The organism is Microvirga terrae (assembly GCF_013307435.2).
Classification (GTDB): Bacteria; Pseudomonadota; Alphaproteobacteria; order Rhizobiales; family Beijerinckiaceae; genus Microvirga; species Microvirga terrae.
The window spans coordinates 1728337-1747198 of the sequence record NZ_CP102845.1 but is presented as its reverse complement, the minus strand read 5'-3'; the positions used below and the strand labels follow the sequence as shown (position 1 = coordinate 1747198).

Below are 18862 nucleotides of genomic sequence, written 5' to 3'. Positions count from 1 at the left end.
TCCCCAGCGACCCCCGCGCCACAGGCAGTCGCGCTGTCTAACTCTCGCACCTGCGAAAAGGTTCCGAAAAAATTTCGCGAAATTTCTGACTAGCTCGATCGGACGGATTTCCCATTCGCATACTGCATAGCTTGCGTGGCCCGGAGGCGAGCTTGGCCGTTTTTTTATCGGCCCTTGGAACATTGCCTTTTCATGCTCGTTCGCAAGTGCTTTCCTCGATGTTTTCCGGAGATCAGATGCGGCGTGTTCACTCCATGCCCTTTGGGGCTGAGATAACCCCCGATGGCGTTCGCTTTGCCCTGTGGGCGCCAACGGCCGGCGATGTGCGTCTTGTTCTCGCCGGGTCCGAGTTGCCGCTGAGTGCGGATCAGGACGGCTGGTACCGTGTCGTGTCGGCGAACGCTCACCCCGGGAGCCGCTACGGCTACAGGATCGAGGGCAACCTCACCGTTCCGGACCCCGCTTCCCGTTTCCAGCCCGACGACGTCCATGGGCTCAGCCTCGTCGTCGATCCTCAATCCTACGAATGGTCGGACACGGCATGGACGGGACGACCCTGGGAGGAAACCGTTCTCTATGAAGTCCATGTGGGCACGGCCACGCCCGAGGGCACCTATACGGGCCTGATGACCAAGCTCGAGGTTCTGCGCGACCTCGGCGTCACGGCGGTCGAGCTCATGCCGATCGGCGAGTTCCCGGGCCGGCGCAATTGGGGCTATGACGGCGTCCTGCCTTACGCACCGGATGCGGCCTATGGCAGCCCGGAGGATCTCAAGCGTCTCGTGGAGCGGGCGCACGAGCTCGGCCTGATGGTGTTCCTCGACGTGGTCTACAACCACTTCGGCCCCTCGGGAAACTATCTCCACGCCTATGCGAAGACCTTCTTCACCGAACGGCATCCGACTCCCTGGGGCGCCGGCATCAACGTGGACGGAGAAGGCAGCTCCGTGGTGCGCGACTTCTTCTTCCACAACGCGCTCTACTGGCTGGAGGAATTCCACATCGACGGCCTGCGTTTTGATGCGGTCCACGCCATCACCGACGATGGGAATCCCCACTTCATCGAAGAGCTGGCAAACCGCATCCGCGAGGCGATCCCCGGCCGCCATGTCCATCTCGTTCTCGAGAACGAAGCCAACCAGGCACGCTGGCTCAACCGCGACGACAACCACAAGCCGAGGCTTCACACGGCGCAGTGGGCGGACGACATCCACAATTCCTGGCACGCCCTCCTGACCGGCGAGAACGAGGGCTATTACGAGGATTATGCGAACAGGCCGCTCCAGCATCTCGGCCGTGCGCTAGCGGAAGGCTTCGCCTATCAGGGCGATCCCTCGCCGCACAAGGACGGCATTGTTCGTGGCGAGAAATCGGGCCATCTGCCGCCGAGCGCCTTCGTGGCGTTCCTGCAGAACCACGACCAGGTCGGCAACCGCGCCTTCGGCGAGCGCTTGGCACACCTCATCCCGCCGGAGCGGCTCGCCCTCGCTCAAGGCATTTTCCTGCTCTCGCCGCAGATCCCGTTGCTGTTCATGGGCGAGGAATGGGGTGCCTCGACGCCTTTCCAGTTCTTCGTCGACTTTGAAAGCGAGCCCGACCTGGCCAGGGCCGTCCGGGACGGGCGGCGGGGCGAGTTCAAGCGCTTCAAGGCCTTCACGGATCCGGAAATGTCGCAGAGGATCCCCGATCCGACGGACCGGGCAACCTTCGAGCAGTCGCGGATCGACTGGTCGGAGGCAGACCGGTCCCCGCACCGGGAGGTTCTCGCGCAGACCCGTCATCTGCTCGATCTGAGGCGGACCGAGATCGTTCCGCTGCTCAAGGGCGGTTACGGCGGCTCGGACTACACGCTGTCGCCTGACAGGACCCTCGACGTGACCTGGACCTTCGCCGGTGGATCTCTTCGCCTTCTCGCGAATTTCGGCGACGCTCCCGCGAACGGGGCCATCGAGAACGGGACCCGCGTGCTCTGGTCCAGTCCGGGTCTCGACCCGGGCGGCACGAACCTGCAACTTCCCCCCTGGTCCGGCATCATCATGAAAGGACAATCGGCATGAGCAAGCTGGACGCTCTCGTGGAGCGCATGGCCGCCCTTGTCGGTATCTCCCCAGACTACACCGACGCGTTCGGCCAGAGCGTCGAGACCAGCCCGTCGACCCGGCGGACGCTGCTGGCGGCTCTTGGCCTCGACATTGCATCCGAGGCGGGCGCACAGGAGAGCCTGGCCCGGCTGGAGCGTTTGAGGCATGGGCCGGTCCCGGCCGTCATCACGGTCGATGCGGACAGGGCCTCGACCCTCGCCTTCCGCGCCGCGCCCGGTCCCATGTCCTGGATCCTGATCGAGGAGGATGGAGCGGTCCATGAAGGACGCCTTGCGAGGAACGACACCGCCCTCGACCTTCCCACCCTGCAGATGGGCTATCATCGGTTCCGGCTCGGCGACCAGGAGACGACGATCATCGCGGCCCCGTCCCGATGCTTCGAGCCCGAGGCCCTCCAAGGAGAGACCCGGCTCTGGGGCGCGGCCGCCCAGATCTATTCTCTGCGCTCTGAGCGGGACTTCGGCATCGGCGACTATGCCGACGTGGCGCTTCTGGCCCAGAATGTCGGCCGCCTCGGCGGCGCTTTCCTCGGCTTGAGCCCCGTTCACGCGCTCTTCGCCTCGGATCGCTCCAAGATATCGCCCTATTCACCGTCCTCGCGCCTCTTCCTCGAATCTCTCTATCTCGACCCGACCGCCGTGGAGGGCTTCGTCGAGAGCGGCGCCCAGGAGCTCCTCGAAAGTCCAGACCTGCAGGAGCGGCTCGCCCAGCTTAGACGCGCTCAGCTGATCGATTATGCCGAGGTCTGGGCGGTCAAGCGTCCGCTGCTCGAGGCCCTGTGGGCGCATCATCGGACGTCAGGCGACCATTCCGCCTTTGAGGCCTTCCGGCGTACGGGCGGCGAGGCACTGGAGGCGCACGCCACCTTTGAGGCGCTGTCCGAACATTTCCAGAGTCAAGGGCGGTTCTGGATCGGCGACTGGCCGGAGGAGTACCGCTCGGTTCATTCCGTGGCAGTCCGGCGCTTCCGCCTGGACCACCCGGATCGGGTGGCGTTCCATGCCTGGCTGCAATGGCTTGCCGACCTCCAGCTCGCGCAGGCGGCCGAGCGGGCCCGGGGGGCGGGCCTGCCCATCGGCCTTTACCGGGATCTCGCCGTGGGAGCCGATGGTAGCGGATCCGAGATCTGGGCGGCGCCGGAGCGTTACGCCCCGAAACTCTCCATAGGGGCGCCGCCGGATCCGCTCGGCCCGCAGGGCCAGGACTGGGGTCTGCCGCCCTTCAACCCGCTTACCCTGGAGGAGCAGGGGCTGGCCGCCTTCCGCGATCTCGTCGCGGCCAATATGCGCCATGCGGGCGCGATCCGGATCGACCACGCGTTCCAGCTGCAGCGGCTGTTCCTCATCCCGTCGGGAGCCCCCGCGTCCCAGGGCGCCTATGTGGATTACCCGTTCGAGGCGATGCTCGCGGTTCTGCGCGTGGAGAGCCACCGCGCCCAATGCCTGGTGATCGCCGAGGATCTGGGTACGGCCCCGGAAGGCTTCTCCGACGCCATCATGGAATCGGGCGTCCTCAGCTACCGGGTGCTGCCCTTCGAACGGGAGGGAGCGGCCTTCAATACACCGGGTGACTATCCCCGCTCGGCGCTGGCCGTCCTGACCACCCACGACCTGCCGACTTTCGCCGGCTGGTGGCGGGGCCTCGATATCGACCTGCGCCAGACGCTGGGCATCTTCGAGCCCGCGCGGGCGGCCGACGAGCGCCTCGGACGGGCAGCCGACAAGCGCCACCTGACCGAGGCTCTTGCAGGGGAAGGCCTTCTCCCCTGCCGGCAGATTCCGGAGATGCCGCCCCTCGAGGAAACGGTCCGCTATCTCGGCCGCACGTCGTCCGTCCTCACGGCTCTGCAGATCGAGGACGCTTCGGGCGAGCTGAATCAGCCCAACATGCCGGGCATGGATATGGGCCACCCAAACTGGCGCCGGCGCCTGTCGAACACGATCGAGGCCATCGGTGCGCCCGGCAGCCTGATGCCTAGGCTCGCCGTCGCATTGGCCGAGGAAGGACGGGACGTCCGCGCCCGCCGGAACGCTCTCGCTTCGCCCCCGCCGAGAGCGACCTACCGGCTGCAGTTCCACAAGGACTTCACCTTCGACGATGCGGTGAAGATCGTGCCCTATCTGGCGAAGCTCGGCATCAGCCACGTCTATTCGTCGCCGATCCAGACGGCGGCCCCAGGATCAACCCACGGATATGACATCGTCGACCATTCGACGATCAATCCGGAACTCGGCGGCGAGGCCGGCTTCCGCCGCCTCTCGAACGCCCTGAAGGAGCACGGTCTCAAGCTCCTCCTCGACATCGTGCCCAACCACATGGGCGTGGGCGGGAAGGACAACGGCTGGTGGCTCTCGGTGCTGGAATGGGGCCAACTCTCCCCGGTCGCTCAAGCCTTCGACATCGACTGGGAGCGGCCCGGCGCCGACGGCAAGCTCGTTGTCCCGTCCCTGGGCGGGCTCTACGGCGAAGTCCTGGAGGAGGGCGAGCTCCAGCTGAAATTCGACGCGGCGGAGGGCTCCTTGAGCGTCTGGCACTGGGAGCACAGGTTTCCGATCCGCCCGACCACATACCCGGTCGTGCTCGACCGTGCGCTTGCCATCCTCGATGATCCAGCAGAAGCCATAGAGTTGCGTCGCATCACCGAGCGCCTGAGGGCGCTGGAGAATCCCACATCACGCGGTGGCCAAGACGACCTACCGGACGAGGGGGAACAGCTGAAGCGCGACCTTGCGCAGGCAGTCGGCGCCTCCCCTCGACTGAAGAAGGCCATCGAGAGCGCCGTCGCAGCCGTCAACGGCGTCCCTGGACAGCCTGAGAGCTTCAACACCCTGCATCGACTCCTCGAAGCACAGGCCTATCGCCTCTCCTACTGGCGGGTGGCATCGAGCGACATCAACTACCGCCGCTTCTTCGACATTAACACCCTGGCGGGCATTCGGGTCGAGATCCCGGAGATCTTCGACAAGACGCACGAGCTCATCGTCCGTCTCGTGAATGAGGGCCTCGTCCACGGTCTGCGAATCGACCATATCGACGGTCTCGCCGATCCGGAGGGCTATACCCGCGCCCTCCAGCAGAAGGTGGGACCGGGCTTCTACGTCGCGGTCGAGAAGATCTTGGAGCCCGGCGAGGAGCTGCGTCGCTGGCCGGTCGCCGGAACGTCCGGCTACGACGTGCTCAACGTGATCGACGGCGTCCTGGTGAATGCGGAGGCCGGCGAACGGTTCGAGCACATCTATCGTCAAGCCTCGGGACTTCAGGGCTCCTATGACGAACTGCTGAAAGTCGCGAAGGTCGAGATCACCGAGAAGAACTTCGCTAGCGAGTTGGAGGCTCTGGTCTCAGACATCAAGGCGATCGCCGATGCCGACCGGCGCACGCGGGACTATACGGCCTTCTCCCTCCGCCGCGCTCTGATCGAGATTATTGCCGCTTTCCCAGTCTACCGCAGCTATCTCGGCGACGCGGAGCCTGAGGTCGCGGATATGGAGTTGATCGGCGAGACCGTCCGGGCCGCTCAGCGATCAAGCACCCTGGCCGATCGAAGCGTCCACGCCTTCGTCGCCTCCGCGCTGCTCGGCGAGGCGGCAGCGGACCCGGCCGACATCCACCGGTTCCGGCAGCGGTTCCAGCAGCTGACTGGTCCCGTCATGGCCAAGAGCTTGGAAGACACCTTGTTCTACCGCTATGGACGCTTGATCGCCCTCAACGAAGTCGGCGGGGACCCGGGCCATTTCGGCCTGTCCCCCGACGCCTTCCATCAGGCGAATGCGGACCGCGCCCGAAATTGGCCACATGCGATGATCGCCACTGCGACACATGACACCAAAAGGGGCGAGGATGCGCGGGCGCGCCTTCTCGCCCTGTCGGAAATGCCAGAGGAATGGGAGCAGGCGCTCGAACTCTGGCGCGAGGTTGCCGCCCCTCATCTGTCGCAGATGGATGGTGTAGCCGCGCCCGACGCCAACGACCAGGTGATCCTGCTCCAGGCCCTGCTCGGCGCTTGGCCCCAGGAGCTTGTGGAAAGGCTCGACGGCCAGCAGCTTGCCGCGTTTCACGAGCGTGTGAATGAATACCTCACCAAAGCTCTCCGGGAGGCCAAGCGGCATACGAGTTGGGTGGCCCCGAACGAAGCCTATGAAGACGCGGCCCGCAAGCTTCTGCAGGTCGCCCTCGATCCCGCTACTCCCATCCTGGGTCGCTTTCAGCCTCTCGCCCGACGCCTTGCCCTACTCGGCATGCTGAACGGTCTGTCGCGGACCGTCCTGAAGATGACGCTGCCGGGCGTACCCGACATCTATCAGGGCACCGAGTTCTGGGACCTCTCCCTCGTCGATCCGGACAACCGCCGCCCGGTGGACTACGAAGCCCGCATGGCGGCGCTCGCCTCGAACGAGCCCTTGGCAACGCTCCTGAAAACCTGGCCGGACGGGCGGATCAAGCAGCATGTCCTGATGAGACTGCTTCACGATCGTGCCGAATCTCCCACACTCTATGCCGAGGGCAGCTACCAGCCACTGTCGGTCGAGGGCGAACAGACGTCTCGCCTGATCGCCTTCGGAAGGCAGCACGGCGAGACGGCTCTGGCCGCTGTCGTGCCTCGCCTTTGGGGTCGGCTGATGCCCCGAGACAGCCAGGTCGTCGATCCCTCCGCCTGGGGCGGCACCACCGTTACCTTGCCCCACGGACGCTGGCGCAACATCCTCACAGGAGACGATATTGTGATCGACGGTGATCGGCAGCAGATCGCGTCGCTCATGTCTCCCCTTCCCTTGGTCGTCCTAAAGCGTGAGTGAGGCGGACGGCGCACCGCATTAACAAAGTTTGCCGCAACATCCATGAGAGGACCCAGATGGTTCTGGTCCGAGCCTGGGCCTGCTCCATAATGAGATCTCTCAACGGATTGCATGGGCCTATGCCGCTCGTCGGCGCCCACGGGACAGCATATGAAGGGGAACAGCCGAATGGATCAGCACCGCCGTGGATCGCAGAGCGCTCCGACGCGCCCGGTCGAGCCGCCATCGGTTGCCGAGATCGTCAATTCGGGCGATCCATTCTCGGTTCTCGGTCCGCACGAGGTTTCTCCGGGCCGGTGGGAGATCCGTGCCATCGTGCCGGATGTCGAGGTCGTGTCGGTTGTGGACCGGGACGGACAGACGGTTCTCGGCACCATGGAGCGGATGCCGCCGGATGGTCTCCTCGTTGCCTCCTTCAGCGCCACCGACCGGCCCGACTACCGGCTGCGGATCGAGAGGCAGGGCAACACCGAGATCCGACACGATCCCTACAGCTTCGGAACCTTCCTGTCGCATGACGACCTCGTACGGATCGGCGATCCGACAAGCGATGCCGTCTACACGAAGCTCGGCGCTCATTTTCTCGACCTCGGTGGCATCCACGGCTTCCTCTTCACCGTCTGGGCGCCCAATGCCCGCCGGGTCAGCGTCGTAGGTGATTTCAACGCTTGGGATGGGCGCTGCCACCTCATGCGCCGCCGCCATGAGGGTGGAATCTGGGAATTGTTCATTCCGGACGTGCGGCCGGATCAGCGCTACAAGTTCGAGATCATCGGACTGCACGGCAACCTTCTCGCCCTCAAGGCCGATCCCATCGCGTTTGCCGCGGAGCACCCGCCTGCGACGGCCTCCATTCTCAGACGAACACCAGCATTCGACTGGCAGGACAGCGCGTGGATGACCTCGCGGTCCGCGCAGAATCATCGCAAGGCCGCGATGTCGATCTACGAGTGTCATCTCGGCTCCTGGGCCCGCGTTCCCGAGGAAGGCAATCGCTATCTCACCTATCGCGAATTGGCCGTGCGGCTGATCCCATACGTGAAGAACCTCGGCTTCACGCATATCGAGCTTCTGCCGATCACCGAGTATCCGTTCGACGGCTCATGGGGCTATCAGACCATTTCACTGTATGCTCCCACGAGCCGCTTCGGCACGCCGGAGGACTTCGCGGCGTTCGTCGAGGCGGCGCACGCAGCCGGAATTGGGGTCATCCTCGACTGGGTGCCGGCGCATTTCCCGAATGATCCGCATGGATTGTCCTATTTCGACGGGACGCATCTCTACGAGCATGCCGATCCCCGACTGGGATTTCACCAGGATTGGGGCACCTACATCTACAATTTCGAACGCCGCGAGGTGATGAGCTTCCTCGTGGCCAACGCCCGCTTCTGGCTGGAGCGCTACCACCTCGACGGGTTGCGGGTCGATGCGGTCGCGTCGATGCTCTACCTCGACTATTCGCGCAAGCCCGGGGAGTGGATCCCGAACCGCTATGGCGGCAACGAGAATCTCGGCGCCATCGACTTCATCCGCAAGATGAACGAGGTTGCCTACGCCACCTCGCCGGGCGCGATCACCATCGCGGAGGAGTCCACCGCCTGGCCGGGCGTTTCGCAGCCGACCTACACGGGAGGCCTCGGCTTTGGATTCAAATGGAACATGGGCTGGATGCACGACACCCTTCGCTACATCAGCAAGGATCCTGTCTTCCGGCAATACCATCATCATGACCTCACCTTCGGCCTGCTCTACGCCTTCTCGGAGAACTTCATCCTGCCGCTGAGCCACGATGAAGTCGTCCATGGCAAGGGCTCGCTCATCAGCAAGATGCCGGGCGATCGCTGGCAGAAATTTGCCAATCTTCGAGCCTATTTCGGCTTCATGTGGGGGCATCCCGGCAAGAAGCTTCTGTTCATGGGAGGCGAGTTCGCCCAGGAGCGGGAGTGGAACCACGACGAGAGCCTCGACTGGCATCTCCTGGGTGACTCCTACCACAAGGGCATGCAGACGCTCATTGGGGACCTGAACCGCGCCTATCGTGCCATTCCCGCCTTGCATGAACGCGATTGCGACGCGAAGGGATTCGAGTGGCTCGTGGCCGATGACCGCGACAACAGCGTCATCGCGTGGGCGCGCCGGGGCGACGACGAGAGGTCGCTTGCCATCGTCGTGTCCAACTTCACGCCCGTTCCCCGGGAAGGTTATCGCATCGGTGTTCCGCTGCCGGGCTCCTATCGGGAAGCGGTCAACACGGATGCCGCCCAGTATGGCGGCGGCAACGTGGGCAATCTCGGCGGGGTCGTGGCCGCGGGCACGCCGAGCCATGGCCAGCCCTGCTCTCTGACCCTCACGATTCCGCCCCTCGCGACGGTCATTCTCGTCCTCGACCAGGATGGATCGGGCGCGAACATATAGTCCCGCTTGCGTGGGACTTCCCCAAGCTTCGTGCGTTGACGAAGTGAACGTTTTGCTCCGCTTGGTTCCCGAGATTCCAGATGAACGACAAAGTCGATACCCGTGAGCTCCCGGCTGCTCAGATCGTCGCTCCGAACGTGAGGCGTACTTCCCGCGTGCGGGAGGGACTGCCCTACCCGCTCGGGGCGACTTGGGACGGATTGGGCGTCAACTTCGCCATCTTCTCCGCCAATGCCACGAAGGTGGAACTCTGCCTGTTCGACCTGGAGGGGCGCAACGAGCTCGAGCGGATCGAGCTGCCGGAATATACGGACGAGGTCTGGCATGGATACCTGCCGGATGCGCGGCCGGGGACGACCTATGGCTACCGGGTTTACGGTCCCTACGATCCGAAGGAGGGTCACCGCTTCAACCCGAACAAACTCCTGCTCGATCCCTACGCCCGGCAGCTCGTCGGCGATCTGGTCTGGAACCCGGCCCTGTTCGGCTACACCATCGGCTCGCCGGATGCCGATCTGTCGTTCGACAAACGGGACAGCGCGCGCTTCATGCCGAAATGTCGGGTCGTGGAATCGGCCTTCACATGGGGACGCATGCGCCGGCCTCAGACTCCGTGGGAACGCACGATCATCTACGAGACTCATCTGCGCGGCTTCACCATGCAGCACCCGGCCGTGCCCCGAGAGCTGCGCGGCACCTTCTCGGGCCTCATGCAGCACGAGGTGATCGAATACATCAGGAATCTCGGGGTCACGGCCGTCGAGCTCCTTCCCATCCACGCTTTCGTTGATGACAGCTATCTCATCGAGAAGGGATTGCGGAACTACTGGGGCTACAATTCCATCGGCTTCTTCGCCCCGCAGCCACGCTACCTCGCCACTCCTTTCGTGAACGAGGTGAAGGAGATGGTGAGCCATCTCCACGATGCCGGCATCGAGGTCATCCTGGATGTGGTCTACAACCATACGGCCGAGGGCAACGAGCTGGGGCCGACCCTGTCCTTCAAGGGGATCGACAACGCATCCTATTACCGGCTGGCCCCGGACAAGCGCTATTACATCAATGACACCGGCACCGGGAACACTGTCAATCTCAGCCATTCGCGCGTGCTCCAGATGGTTACGGACAGCCTTCGCTACTGGGCCCAGGAGGTGCAGATCGATGGCTTCCGCTTCGATCTTGCGACCATTCTCGGCCGCGAGCCGCACGGATTCGACGAGGATGGACGCTTCCTGGACGCCTGCCGCCAGGATCCGGCGCTCAGCCAGGTCAAACTGATCGCGGAACCCTGGGATTGTGGGCCGGGCGGCTATCAGGTCGGCCGCTTCTCGCCCGGATGGGCCGAATGGAACGATCGCTATCGCGATACGGTGCGGGCCTACTGGAAGGGGGAGGAAGGCAAGCTGCCGGAACTGGCCTCCCGCCTCACCGCATCGGCCGACATCTTCAACAAGCGCGGGCGCCGGCCGTGGGCCTCCGTCAATTTCATCACCGCCCATGACGGTTTCACGCTGAACGATCTCGTCTCCTATAACGACAAGCACAACGAGGCGAACGGCGAGGACAACAAGGACGGTCACGATCACAACCTGTCCTTCAACTACGGCGCGGAGGGTCCCACGGACGACCCGAAGATCCGCACGCTTCGGCTACGCCAGATGCGCAACATGCTCGCCACCCTGCTCTTCTCGCAGGGAACGCCCCTGCTGCTCGCCGGCGACGAGTTCGCCCGGACTCAGCATGGCAACAACAACGCCTATGCCCAAGACAACGAGATTTCCTGGATCGACTGGGAGGGAATCGACGATGACGGCATCGAGCTTCTCGAGTTCACCCGCAAACTCATCCAGCTTCGCCAGGATCTGCCGATCCTGCGTAGGGGACGGTTCCTGTCCGGCGTCTACAACGAGGAGCTCGACGTCAAGGACGTGACCTGGCTCACGCCTGCCGGAGACGAGATGACGCCTGACCATTGGCAGGATCCGAACGCCCGCTGCATCAGCATCCTGCTCGATGGCCGCGCCCAGCCGACCGGCATCCGTCGGCGCGGCACGGACGTGACCCTGCTGCTGATCCTCAACGCGCACCATGACGTGGTGAAGTGCACCCTGCCCGAGGTGGTCGGCGGGGAAGCCTGGATGTGCCACATCGATACCAATCAGCCCGACCTGGAGGTGCCGACCGAGTTCAGGTTCGGGAAGGAATATACCGTGACGGCTCATTCCCTGCTTCTCTTCCAACTCAAGCCGGAAAGGCAGCGCAGGGCGGAGAAGAAGAAAAGCGCCTGAACGGAGCATCGAGGGCGCGGCGGGCCGCCTCCGAGTTCACTGACGCGGGAGAGCGCGGGCGGACCTTTCGCGCCCACGCGGTGTGCCGGATCGCTTAGGTGACTTGACCAGGATGGGCAGCGCTGTCCATCGTAAGCCGCTTCCTTGGATCTGGAGGAGACGCAGCATGGACCGTTTCACCGGCGGTTGCCTGTGCGGCAACGTCCGCATCGTGGCCTCAGGGCGACCCTATCGTGTCGGCCTCTGCCATTGTCTCGACTGCCGCAAGCATCATGGGGCCCTCTTCCACGCTTCGGCGATATTCCCTCAGGAAGCGGTGACGATCTGCGGCGAGACGGGGGACTATGCCGGCCGGCATTTCTGTCCCCGTTGCGGCTCGTCCGTGTTCGCGCGCAGCGCAGACGAGATCGAAGTGAACCTGGGATCCCTGGATGCTCCCGACCAACTGATGCCAACCTACGAACTCTGGACCATCCGCCGCGAGTCCTGGCTGCCGCTGTTCCCGCTCAGGAAACGATACGACCGCAACCGCGACGGCACGAGCCGATTTGAGGAATAGGTCGCACTCACGTCGGCTCCGTCGTGGCCCCACTCACCTGTACGGAGTGGCGGCCTTCTCGCCTCCTGGCGCTCTGGCGCAAGAGCGATAGAGATCGGCGTATTGCCTCGCCGGACGATGCCAGCTCACATCGGCCTCCATGCCGTTCACCTGCAGACGCTGCCAAGCATCCTTGTCGCGCCACAGGTGCTTTGCACGGTCGAAGGCATCGAGCGCCGCGCCGAGTGTGACGGGCCCGAACTGGAATCCCGTTGCCGCCCCGGTGGCGATGGCCATCTCGTTCGCGTCGATGATGGTATCGGCCAGCCCTCCCACCCGCGAGACGATCGGGATGCTGCCGTAGCGCATGGCGCAGAGCTGCGTCAGGCCGCAGGGCTCGAACCGCGATGGGACGAGAAGTGCGTCGCTCCCTCCCTGGATCTGGTGAGCCAGCGCCTCGTCATAGCCGAGGAAGCAACCCACTTGGCCGGGATAGACGATACGCGCCGTATCAAAGCTGTCTTCGAGAGCTTTGTCTCCCGCGCCCAGCAGAGCCAATTGCGCGCCGTCCGCGAGCAGACGCGAAAGACCGGCGAGCACGAGATCGAGCCCCTTCTGCTCCGACAGCCGGCTGACCACGCCGAACAAGAGGGCATCCGGGTCGGGTGTCAGCCCCAGGCGCTCCTGCAACGCTCTCTTGTTGGCCGCTCGCGCTTCGAGGCTGTCACGGTCGTAGGATTGCGCTAGGTGCGCGTCTGCTGATGGATCCCATACCTTGTCGTCGATGCCGTTGAGAATGCCCGAAACGACATTCGAGCGGGCGCGCAGTAATCCGTCCAGCGCCATTCCGCCTTCGGGCGTCTGGATCTCCTTGGCATAGGTCGGCGACACGGTCGTGATGCGGTCCGCAAGCTGCAGGCCCGCCTTCAGGAACCCGATCTGTCCGTAGTACTCGACCCCGTCCACCGTGAACACGCTGGCGGGCAGGCCGAGCTCGAAGAGGAGATCGGCCGGAAAAATGCCCTGGAAAGCGATGTTGTGAATGGTGATGATCGTGCCCGGGCGCGGGCTGTCACCGAGGCTCAGATAGACCGGCACGAGACCCGCCTGCCAGTCGTGGGCGTGAATCACTTCGGGAACGAAGCCCGGGGTCAGCCCCTGGCCGATATCGGCCGCAGCCCGCCCGAGTGCTGCGAAGCGCCGAGCATTGTCCGGCCAGTCGCGGCCGTTCGGCGCGAGATAGGGAGAGCCCGGACGTTCGAAAAGATGAGGAGCATCGATGACGAAGAGATCGAGGCCTCCCGCCCGTCCGGAGAGGAGACGGGCCGTTCCGCCGAAGAAGCTGGGATATTGGTGCAGGACTTCTTGACGTTCGAGAGCCGTCAGAACCGCAGGATAGCCCGGTACGAGCGTGACGACCGTCACGCCCTCTTGTGCGAGAGCGGACGGAAGGGCTCCGGCCACATCAGCTAGGCCGCCTGTCTTGATGATGGGAAAGACCTCCGACGTGACCGACAGAACGCTCAGAGGCTTCATCCGGCCAGTCTCTCGATCATCGGCTTGGTGATGAGGCAGACGCCCTTTTCGGTGCGGCGGAACCGCTGCGTATCCTGTTCGGGATCTTCACCGACCACCAGTCCATCGGGGATGCGCACGCCGCGGTCGACGACCACGTTCCTCAACCGCGCTCCGCGGCCGATTTCGACATAGGGCAGCAGAACTGCGCCCTCGACATCGGCGTGGGAATGCAGATGCACGGCCGTGAAGACGAGCGACCGGCGCAGGGACGCACCGGACACGATGCAGCCGCTCGACACCAGGGAGTTGATCGCGTGCCCGCGCCTGCCTTCCTCGTCATGAACGAATTTGGCTGGCGGCCATGTCTCGGAGAAGGTCGAGATCGGCCAATCTCGATCATAGAGATCGAGCGATGGAACGATGGCAGTCAGGTCGATATTGGCCTCCCAATAGGCGTCGACCGTACCCACGTCGCGCCAATAGGCCTCAGCGTTGCTGCCGCCGGCCTCCGCACCCGAGCGAACGCACGAGGTCGTGAAGCGGTGCGCCACGGCCTTTCCGTGCTCGACCAGATAGGGGATGATGTCCTTGCCGAAATCGCGGTTCGAGCCTGGCACTGCCGCATCGCGCCGCAACTGCTCGAAGAGGAACCGAGTGTTGAAAACGTAGATGCCCATGCTGGCCAGCGCCATGTCGGGCTTGTCCGGCATGCCCGGAGGATCGGCGGGCTTCTCGAGGAACGAGATGATGCGGTCGGTCTCGTCGATGGCCATCACGCCGAAGCCGACTGCTTCCATGCGTGGCACCTCGAGACATCCGACGGTCACATCGGCTCCCGAATCCACATGCTGCCGAAGCATGATCTCGTAATCCATCTTGTAGACGTGGTCGCCTGCCAGAATGATGATGTATTCGGGGTCGATGCTCGAGATGATGTCGATGTTCTGATACACCGCATCGGCCGTGCCCTCGTACCACATTGTCTCGGATACACGCTGGCTGGCGGGCAGAATGTCGAAGCTCTCGTTCCGCTCCGCACGAAAATAGTTCCAGCCCCGCTGGAGATGGCGGATGAGGCTGTGCGCCTTGTATTGCGTCGCCACCCCGATACGCCTGATTCCGGAGTTCAAAGCATTCGATAGGGCGAAGTCGATGATCCGTGTGTTGCCGCCGAAATAGACAGCGGGCTTCGCGCGGATGTCGGTCAGTTCCATCAACCGACTGCCGCGCCCGCCGGCGAGAACATACGCCATTGCATGGCGGGAGAGAGGTGCGTGGGATACGCTGGAATTCGGCAAGACCGGGTCCTCACATCAAAGGCAGCCACCTGCCCCGCTCTGTAGACGCTGAACCCGGCCGCAAGTTCTCGCTGATGTATTCCGGATTCAGTTTTGCTCTTGCCCCTTGAGCCTCCGTCCGCACGGGTCGGAGGCTCGTATCACGAATTGCTTCAGGATACCCGGGTCGTGCGCCGACGCTTCGGCGCTGCCACGGGCATCTCATTGGCCTCTGCCGCCTCTTCCGTGACCGGAACGGCGGCCGGGCTGCGTCTCTTGCGGGTTTTCGGGGCGACTGGGCTCGAAAGCTCCTCGTCCGCCGTCATGCTCGTCATGCCCAGGGGTGCCGGATCGATGATCGGCGCCTGCAGGGCGTCCCCCTCTTCGCCCTCGCCAAGAACCTCCCGTTCCGCCTGATACCAATATTCGTCCGCGCGGCCATGAATGCTCCCATGCCGCATCCAGAGCTCATATGCCCGCTCACGGATTCTTTCTTCGGTTCGCTTGTCCATGATTGCCCTTTAACCTGATACCGTGCCTCGCCCCAAGGACGCGCCGAACCGACCGGACCCGCCGGTCAGTCACAAGGTTACGCGTCCATCGGATATGAACTGTGTAAATTATTAGGCGGTTCCCGCGAATAGCAACGGCTGCATACCGAATCTGCGGCAAATGTCTGCCTACACTCGAACCATCGTCGAGGAAGTTTTCAGCGGCTCGATCAGGAAGCCTCCTGGGCCTTGAAGCGCAAGACCCTGTATCCGTACCAGATCGCCAATCCGGCGACGACGACATTCGAGACCGGATTGAGCCATTCCGAGACTCGCTCGTACTGGCTCTCCAGAAGATAGCCCGCACCGGCCAGCAGGAAAGTCCAGAGCGCCGTGCCCATGGAGCTCCACAAAAGGAAGGCCGAGACCGGAACGCAGTTCACGCCGGCCGGAACGGAGATGAGCGACCGGATGGTGGGAATCAGGCGGCCGAGGAAGAGCGCCACGGCCTGATGACGGGCGAAAAAGGCCCGGGCCTGTTCCACCTCGTCGGGATGCATCGTAAGCCAGCGTCCGTGCCGCGCCGCGAACCGCTTCAGTCGCTTCGGACCGATCCATCGCCCGATCAGAAACCAGAAATAGGCGCCCGCAAGAGACCCGGCCGTCCCCGAGGCGACGACCCCGGTGAAGCTGAGCGTTCCCTTGGCTGCGGAAAAGCCCGCAAGGGGCATGATCACCTCCGATGGGATCGGCGGAAACACGTTCTCCAACAGCATGAGAACCGCGATGCCGATATAACCGGCCTTATCGACGAGGCTGACAATCCAATCGAACACGGGGGTTCACCATCCCTTAAGGCAGAGTTGCGGGCCCTATATGGGCCCATGTGCACGCCCGATCCACAGCGGCAGTGCTCGAATCCTGGCCCGGCTCCGCCCGGAACCTTGGCTTCAGTCCTGAGTTGGCAGAATATTCCGTTCGAGAACGTGGCTGACGTGCAACTTTTGGACGAATCAACGGGAGCGCAGGCGCTCGACCTAGGCCATGGGGCTGCACGCGGGGCGGTGGGACCGATCCTGCGCCCGGGCGACAATTGCTGGCGCGTGGCTCAGGCCGACCGGGCCAGCGTGCTGATCGACGGAGCGCCCTATTTCGCGCATCTTGAAGCCGCCTTGCGCCGGGCCCGGCGTTCGATCCTCATTATCGGCTGGGATTTCGACGGCAGCATCCGGCTGCGTCCGGACGCGAGTATCGAGGAATCGCCTCCGCTCGGCCCCCTGCTACGCTCGCTTGTCGAGGAGAAGCCCGACCTCGAGGTCAGGATCCTCGTGTGGAGCGTTGCCGTTGTGCATGCGCCTGGCGCTCCCGGGCCGCTGATCTTCGGCGCCGACTGGCAGAACCATCCGCGCCTGCATCTCAAGCTCGATACGCACCATCCGCTCTATGCGGCCCATCACCAGAAGATTGTCTGCATCGATGACGCTCTGGCCTTCGTCGGCGGCATGGATCTAACCGTCGAGCGGTGGGACACCCATCGCCATGCCTGCAACGATCCGATCCGGCTGAAGGATGACGGGACCATCTACGAGCCCGTCCATGACCTCCAAATGGCCCTCGACGGCGATGCGGCTCGGGCTATCGCCGAGGTTGGTTACGGACGCTGGAAATTCGCCACTGGCGAAGGACTGGCGCCCACGGCCGCGGGCTCCGATCCCTGGCCGCCCAGCCTCGATCCCGATTTCCGCCACGTGCCGATTGCCGTCGCCCGGACCTATCCGGCCTGGGGAGAGCAGCCCGCGGCCAACGAGGCCGCCGCCCTGACCCTGGATGCCCTCGCGGCGGCACGCAAGACGATCTACATCGAAGCTCAGTACATGACGGCGCCTGCCATAGGCGACGTTCTGGAGCGGCACCTCGCCGATCCTGACGGCCCCGAGATCGTCGTCATCCAGACCCACGAATCTCATGGGTGGGCCGAGGAACTGGTCATGGGCACCAACCGGGACCGGTTGATCCGCCGCCTGCGCAAGTGCGACCATCATGACCGCCTGCGGGTCTATTTCCCTGTCATTCCCAACGACCAGGGTGGAGAATGCCAGGTCCTGATCCATTCCAAACTCATCATCGTCGACGACCTGTTTCTGCGCATCGGGTCTTCGAACCTCAACAACCGTTCGATCGGCCTCGACAGCGAATGCGACGTGGCGATCGAAGCCATAACCGAGGAGATGCGCCGGACGATCGTCCAATTGCGGGACCGTCTGCTGGCGGAGCACCTGGACACCAGCCCGGAGATGTTCATGAAAGCCGTGGACCGCGCGAACGGGTCCGCCCTCGCGGCCATCGAGCAGCTTAACACCGGCACCCGTGGTCTTCGGGCGTTCGGAGCGATGTCGGACGACGGGCCCGACGTGCCGGCCGCCGGGACGGGGCTCCTAGATCCTCTCGAGCCCCTGTCCCTGTTCCGCCGCCGCAAGGAGTAGCCGTCAGGCCTTCGCTTCGATGTCTGCACCGGGCGAGTAGGCTGCAGCGCGGCGGCGGTAGACCAGCTCCGTCACGGCAAACAGGATGATCCCCAGAACCAACGGCACAAGAAAGTAGACGAACCGGAACACCAGGAGCGGCCCGATCAGATCGTTCTGCGGCAGCAGATACATGACCACGCTTTCGATCACCCCCAGGCCGCCGGGAACATGGCTGACGAGGGCCGTGGCGTTGGCGATCACATAGACGGACGCCACGCCGAGGTAAGCCACGTCGGCAACGGCCGCGAGCGCCTGGTGGAGGCAGGCCGCCACGAAGGCGAAGTTGATGGAGCCGACCAGGACCTGCCCTATGGCAAGCTTGAGCGGCGGCATCTCGAGGGTCCACCGCCTGATCCTCAAGGGCGTGCGGACGACGGCGGACAGACCCAGGTAGAGGGCCGGCAGCGCAAGGCAGCCGGCGCCCAGCGCCAAGACGACAGGCCGCGAGAGGCCGGTGATCTCCATCGCCAGCCCGGAGCGCAACAGGAGCGCGCCGCCCCCAAGGACCAGGAGACCGAGCCCGACCGTGACGCCGCAGAACACGATCACCTTGGCGACATCGGCAGTCTTCAAGCCCCAGTGGGTATAGAACCGATAGCGGACTGCCCCGCTGCTCAACGCGGCCAGGCCGATGTTATGGCCGAGGGACAGGGCCGTGAACGAGGCCAAGGCGGCCTTTGGATAAGGCAGCGGCCGCTTCACGTAATACAGGGCCAGATAGTCGAAGAATGTCAGGGACAGGTAGCTCGCGGCAGCGAAGCCGAAAGCACCCAGGAGCCTGGGACCGGGAACGGCTGCCACAGCGGCGATCAGCTGGTCCAGGCTGTAGCGGCTGAGCGTGCGGTAGAGCAGAATGGCTGCCAGGCTGATGGCCGCCGCAGCAATCACGTATTTCCAGTACCGCATCCAGGC

At 64.0% G+C, this 18862-nt stretch carries 11 protein-coding genes; 6 read left to right on the top strand and 5 right to left on the bottom strand.

Going from position 1 to position 18862, the window contains the following annotated elements; all coding sequences use genetic code 11:
- Positions 1 to 236: 236 nt before the first annotated feature.
- The 5 genes from treZ (at position 237) to HPT29_RS08140 (ending at position 12160) form a co-directional block, all read left to right on the top strand.
- Positions 237 to 2057, top strand: coding sequence for a malto-oligosyltrehalose trehalohydrolase (treZ, locus tag HPT29_RS08160; RefSeq protein ID WP_173949583.1), 1821 nt, complete (start codon positions 237 to 239; stop codon positions 2055 to 2057).
- A complete protein-coding gene (locus HPT29_RS08155; protein WP_173949584.1) occupies positions 2054 to 6898 on the top strand; it encodes a malto-oligosyltrehalose synthase in 4845 nt (1614 codons plus the stop codon). Before treZ ends, HPT29_RS08155 begins: the two co-directional genes overlap by 4 nt.
- A 168-nt stretch (positions 6899 to 7066) precedes the next feature.
- The gene (gene glgB / locus HPT29_RS08150; RefSeq protein ID WP_173949585.1) at positions 7067 to 9313 is read left to right on the top strand and encodes a 1,4-alpha-glucan branching protein GlgB; all 2247 of its coding nucleotides are present in this window, start codon (positions 7067 to 7069) and stop codon (positions 9311 to 9313) included.
- 80 nt (positions 9314 to 9393) lie between these two features.
- A complete protein-coding gene (gene glgX / locus HPT29_RS08145; protein ID WP_173949586.1) occupies positions 9394 to 11601 on the top strand; it encodes a glycogen debranching protein GlgX in 2208 nt (735 codons plus the stop codon).
- 166 nt (positions 11602 to 11767) lie between these two features.
- The gene (locus HPT29_RS08140) at positions 11768 to 12160 is read left to right on the top strand and encodes a GFA family protein (RefSeq protein WP_173949587.1); all 393 of its coding nucleotides are present in this window, start codon (positions 11768 to 11770) and stop codon (positions 12158 to 12160) included.
- 33 nt (positions 12161 to 12193) lie between these two features.
- On the opposite strand, the gene glgA is transcribed toward HPT29_RS08140, so the two are convergent.
- From glgA to HPT29_RS08120, 4 genes are all read right to left on the bottom strand, one after another.
- Positions 12194 to 13675, bottom strand: a complete 1482-nt coding sequence (gene glgA, locus HPT29_RS08135; protein WP_173949588.1) for a glycogen synthase GlgA — start codon at positions 13673 to 13675, stop codon at positions 12194 to 12196.
- A complete protein-coding gene (gene glgC, locus HPT29_RS08130) occupies positions 13672 to 14910 on the bottom strand; it encodes a glucose-1-phosphate adenylyltransferase (protein WP_247654687.1) in 1239 nt (412 codons plus the stop codon). The genes glgA and glgC overlap by 4 nt, the downstream gene beginning before the upstream one ends.
- Positions 14911 to 15107: 197 nt before the next feature.
- A complete protein-coding gene (locus HPT29_RS08125; protein ID WP_247654680.1) occupies positions 15108 to 15395 on the bottom strand; it encodes a DUF2934 domain-containing protein in 288 nt (95 codons plus the stop codon).
- A 260-nt stretch (positions 15396 to 15655) separates the two neighbouring features.
- Positions 15656 to 16261, bottom strand: coding sequence for a DedA family protein (locus HPT29_RS08120; protein ID WP_173949591.1), 606 nt, complete (start codon positions 16259 to 16261; stop codon positions 15656 to 15658).
- Positions 16262 to 16420: 159 nt separating this feature from the next.
- Here HPT29_RS08120 and HPT29_RS08115 point away from each other — a divergent pair, with 159 nt between their 5' ends.
- Entirely contained in the window at positions 16421 to 17908 is a 1488-nt protein-coding gene (locus tag HPT29_RS08115; RefSeq protein ID WP_259060517.1) for a phospholipase D-like domain-containing protein, read from the top strand.
- Between the two features lie 3 nt (positions 17909 to 17911).
- Here HPT29_RS08115 and HPT29_RS08110 read toward each other — a convergent pair whose 3' ends face one another.
- A complete protein-coding gene (locus HPT29_RS08110; RefSeq protein ID WP_173949592.1) occupies positions 17912 to 18856 on the bottom strand; it encodes a putative bifunctional lysylphosphatidylglycerol flippase/synthetase in 945 nt (314 codons plus the stop codon).
- Between the last annotated feature and the right edge of the window lie 6 nt (positions 18857 to 18862).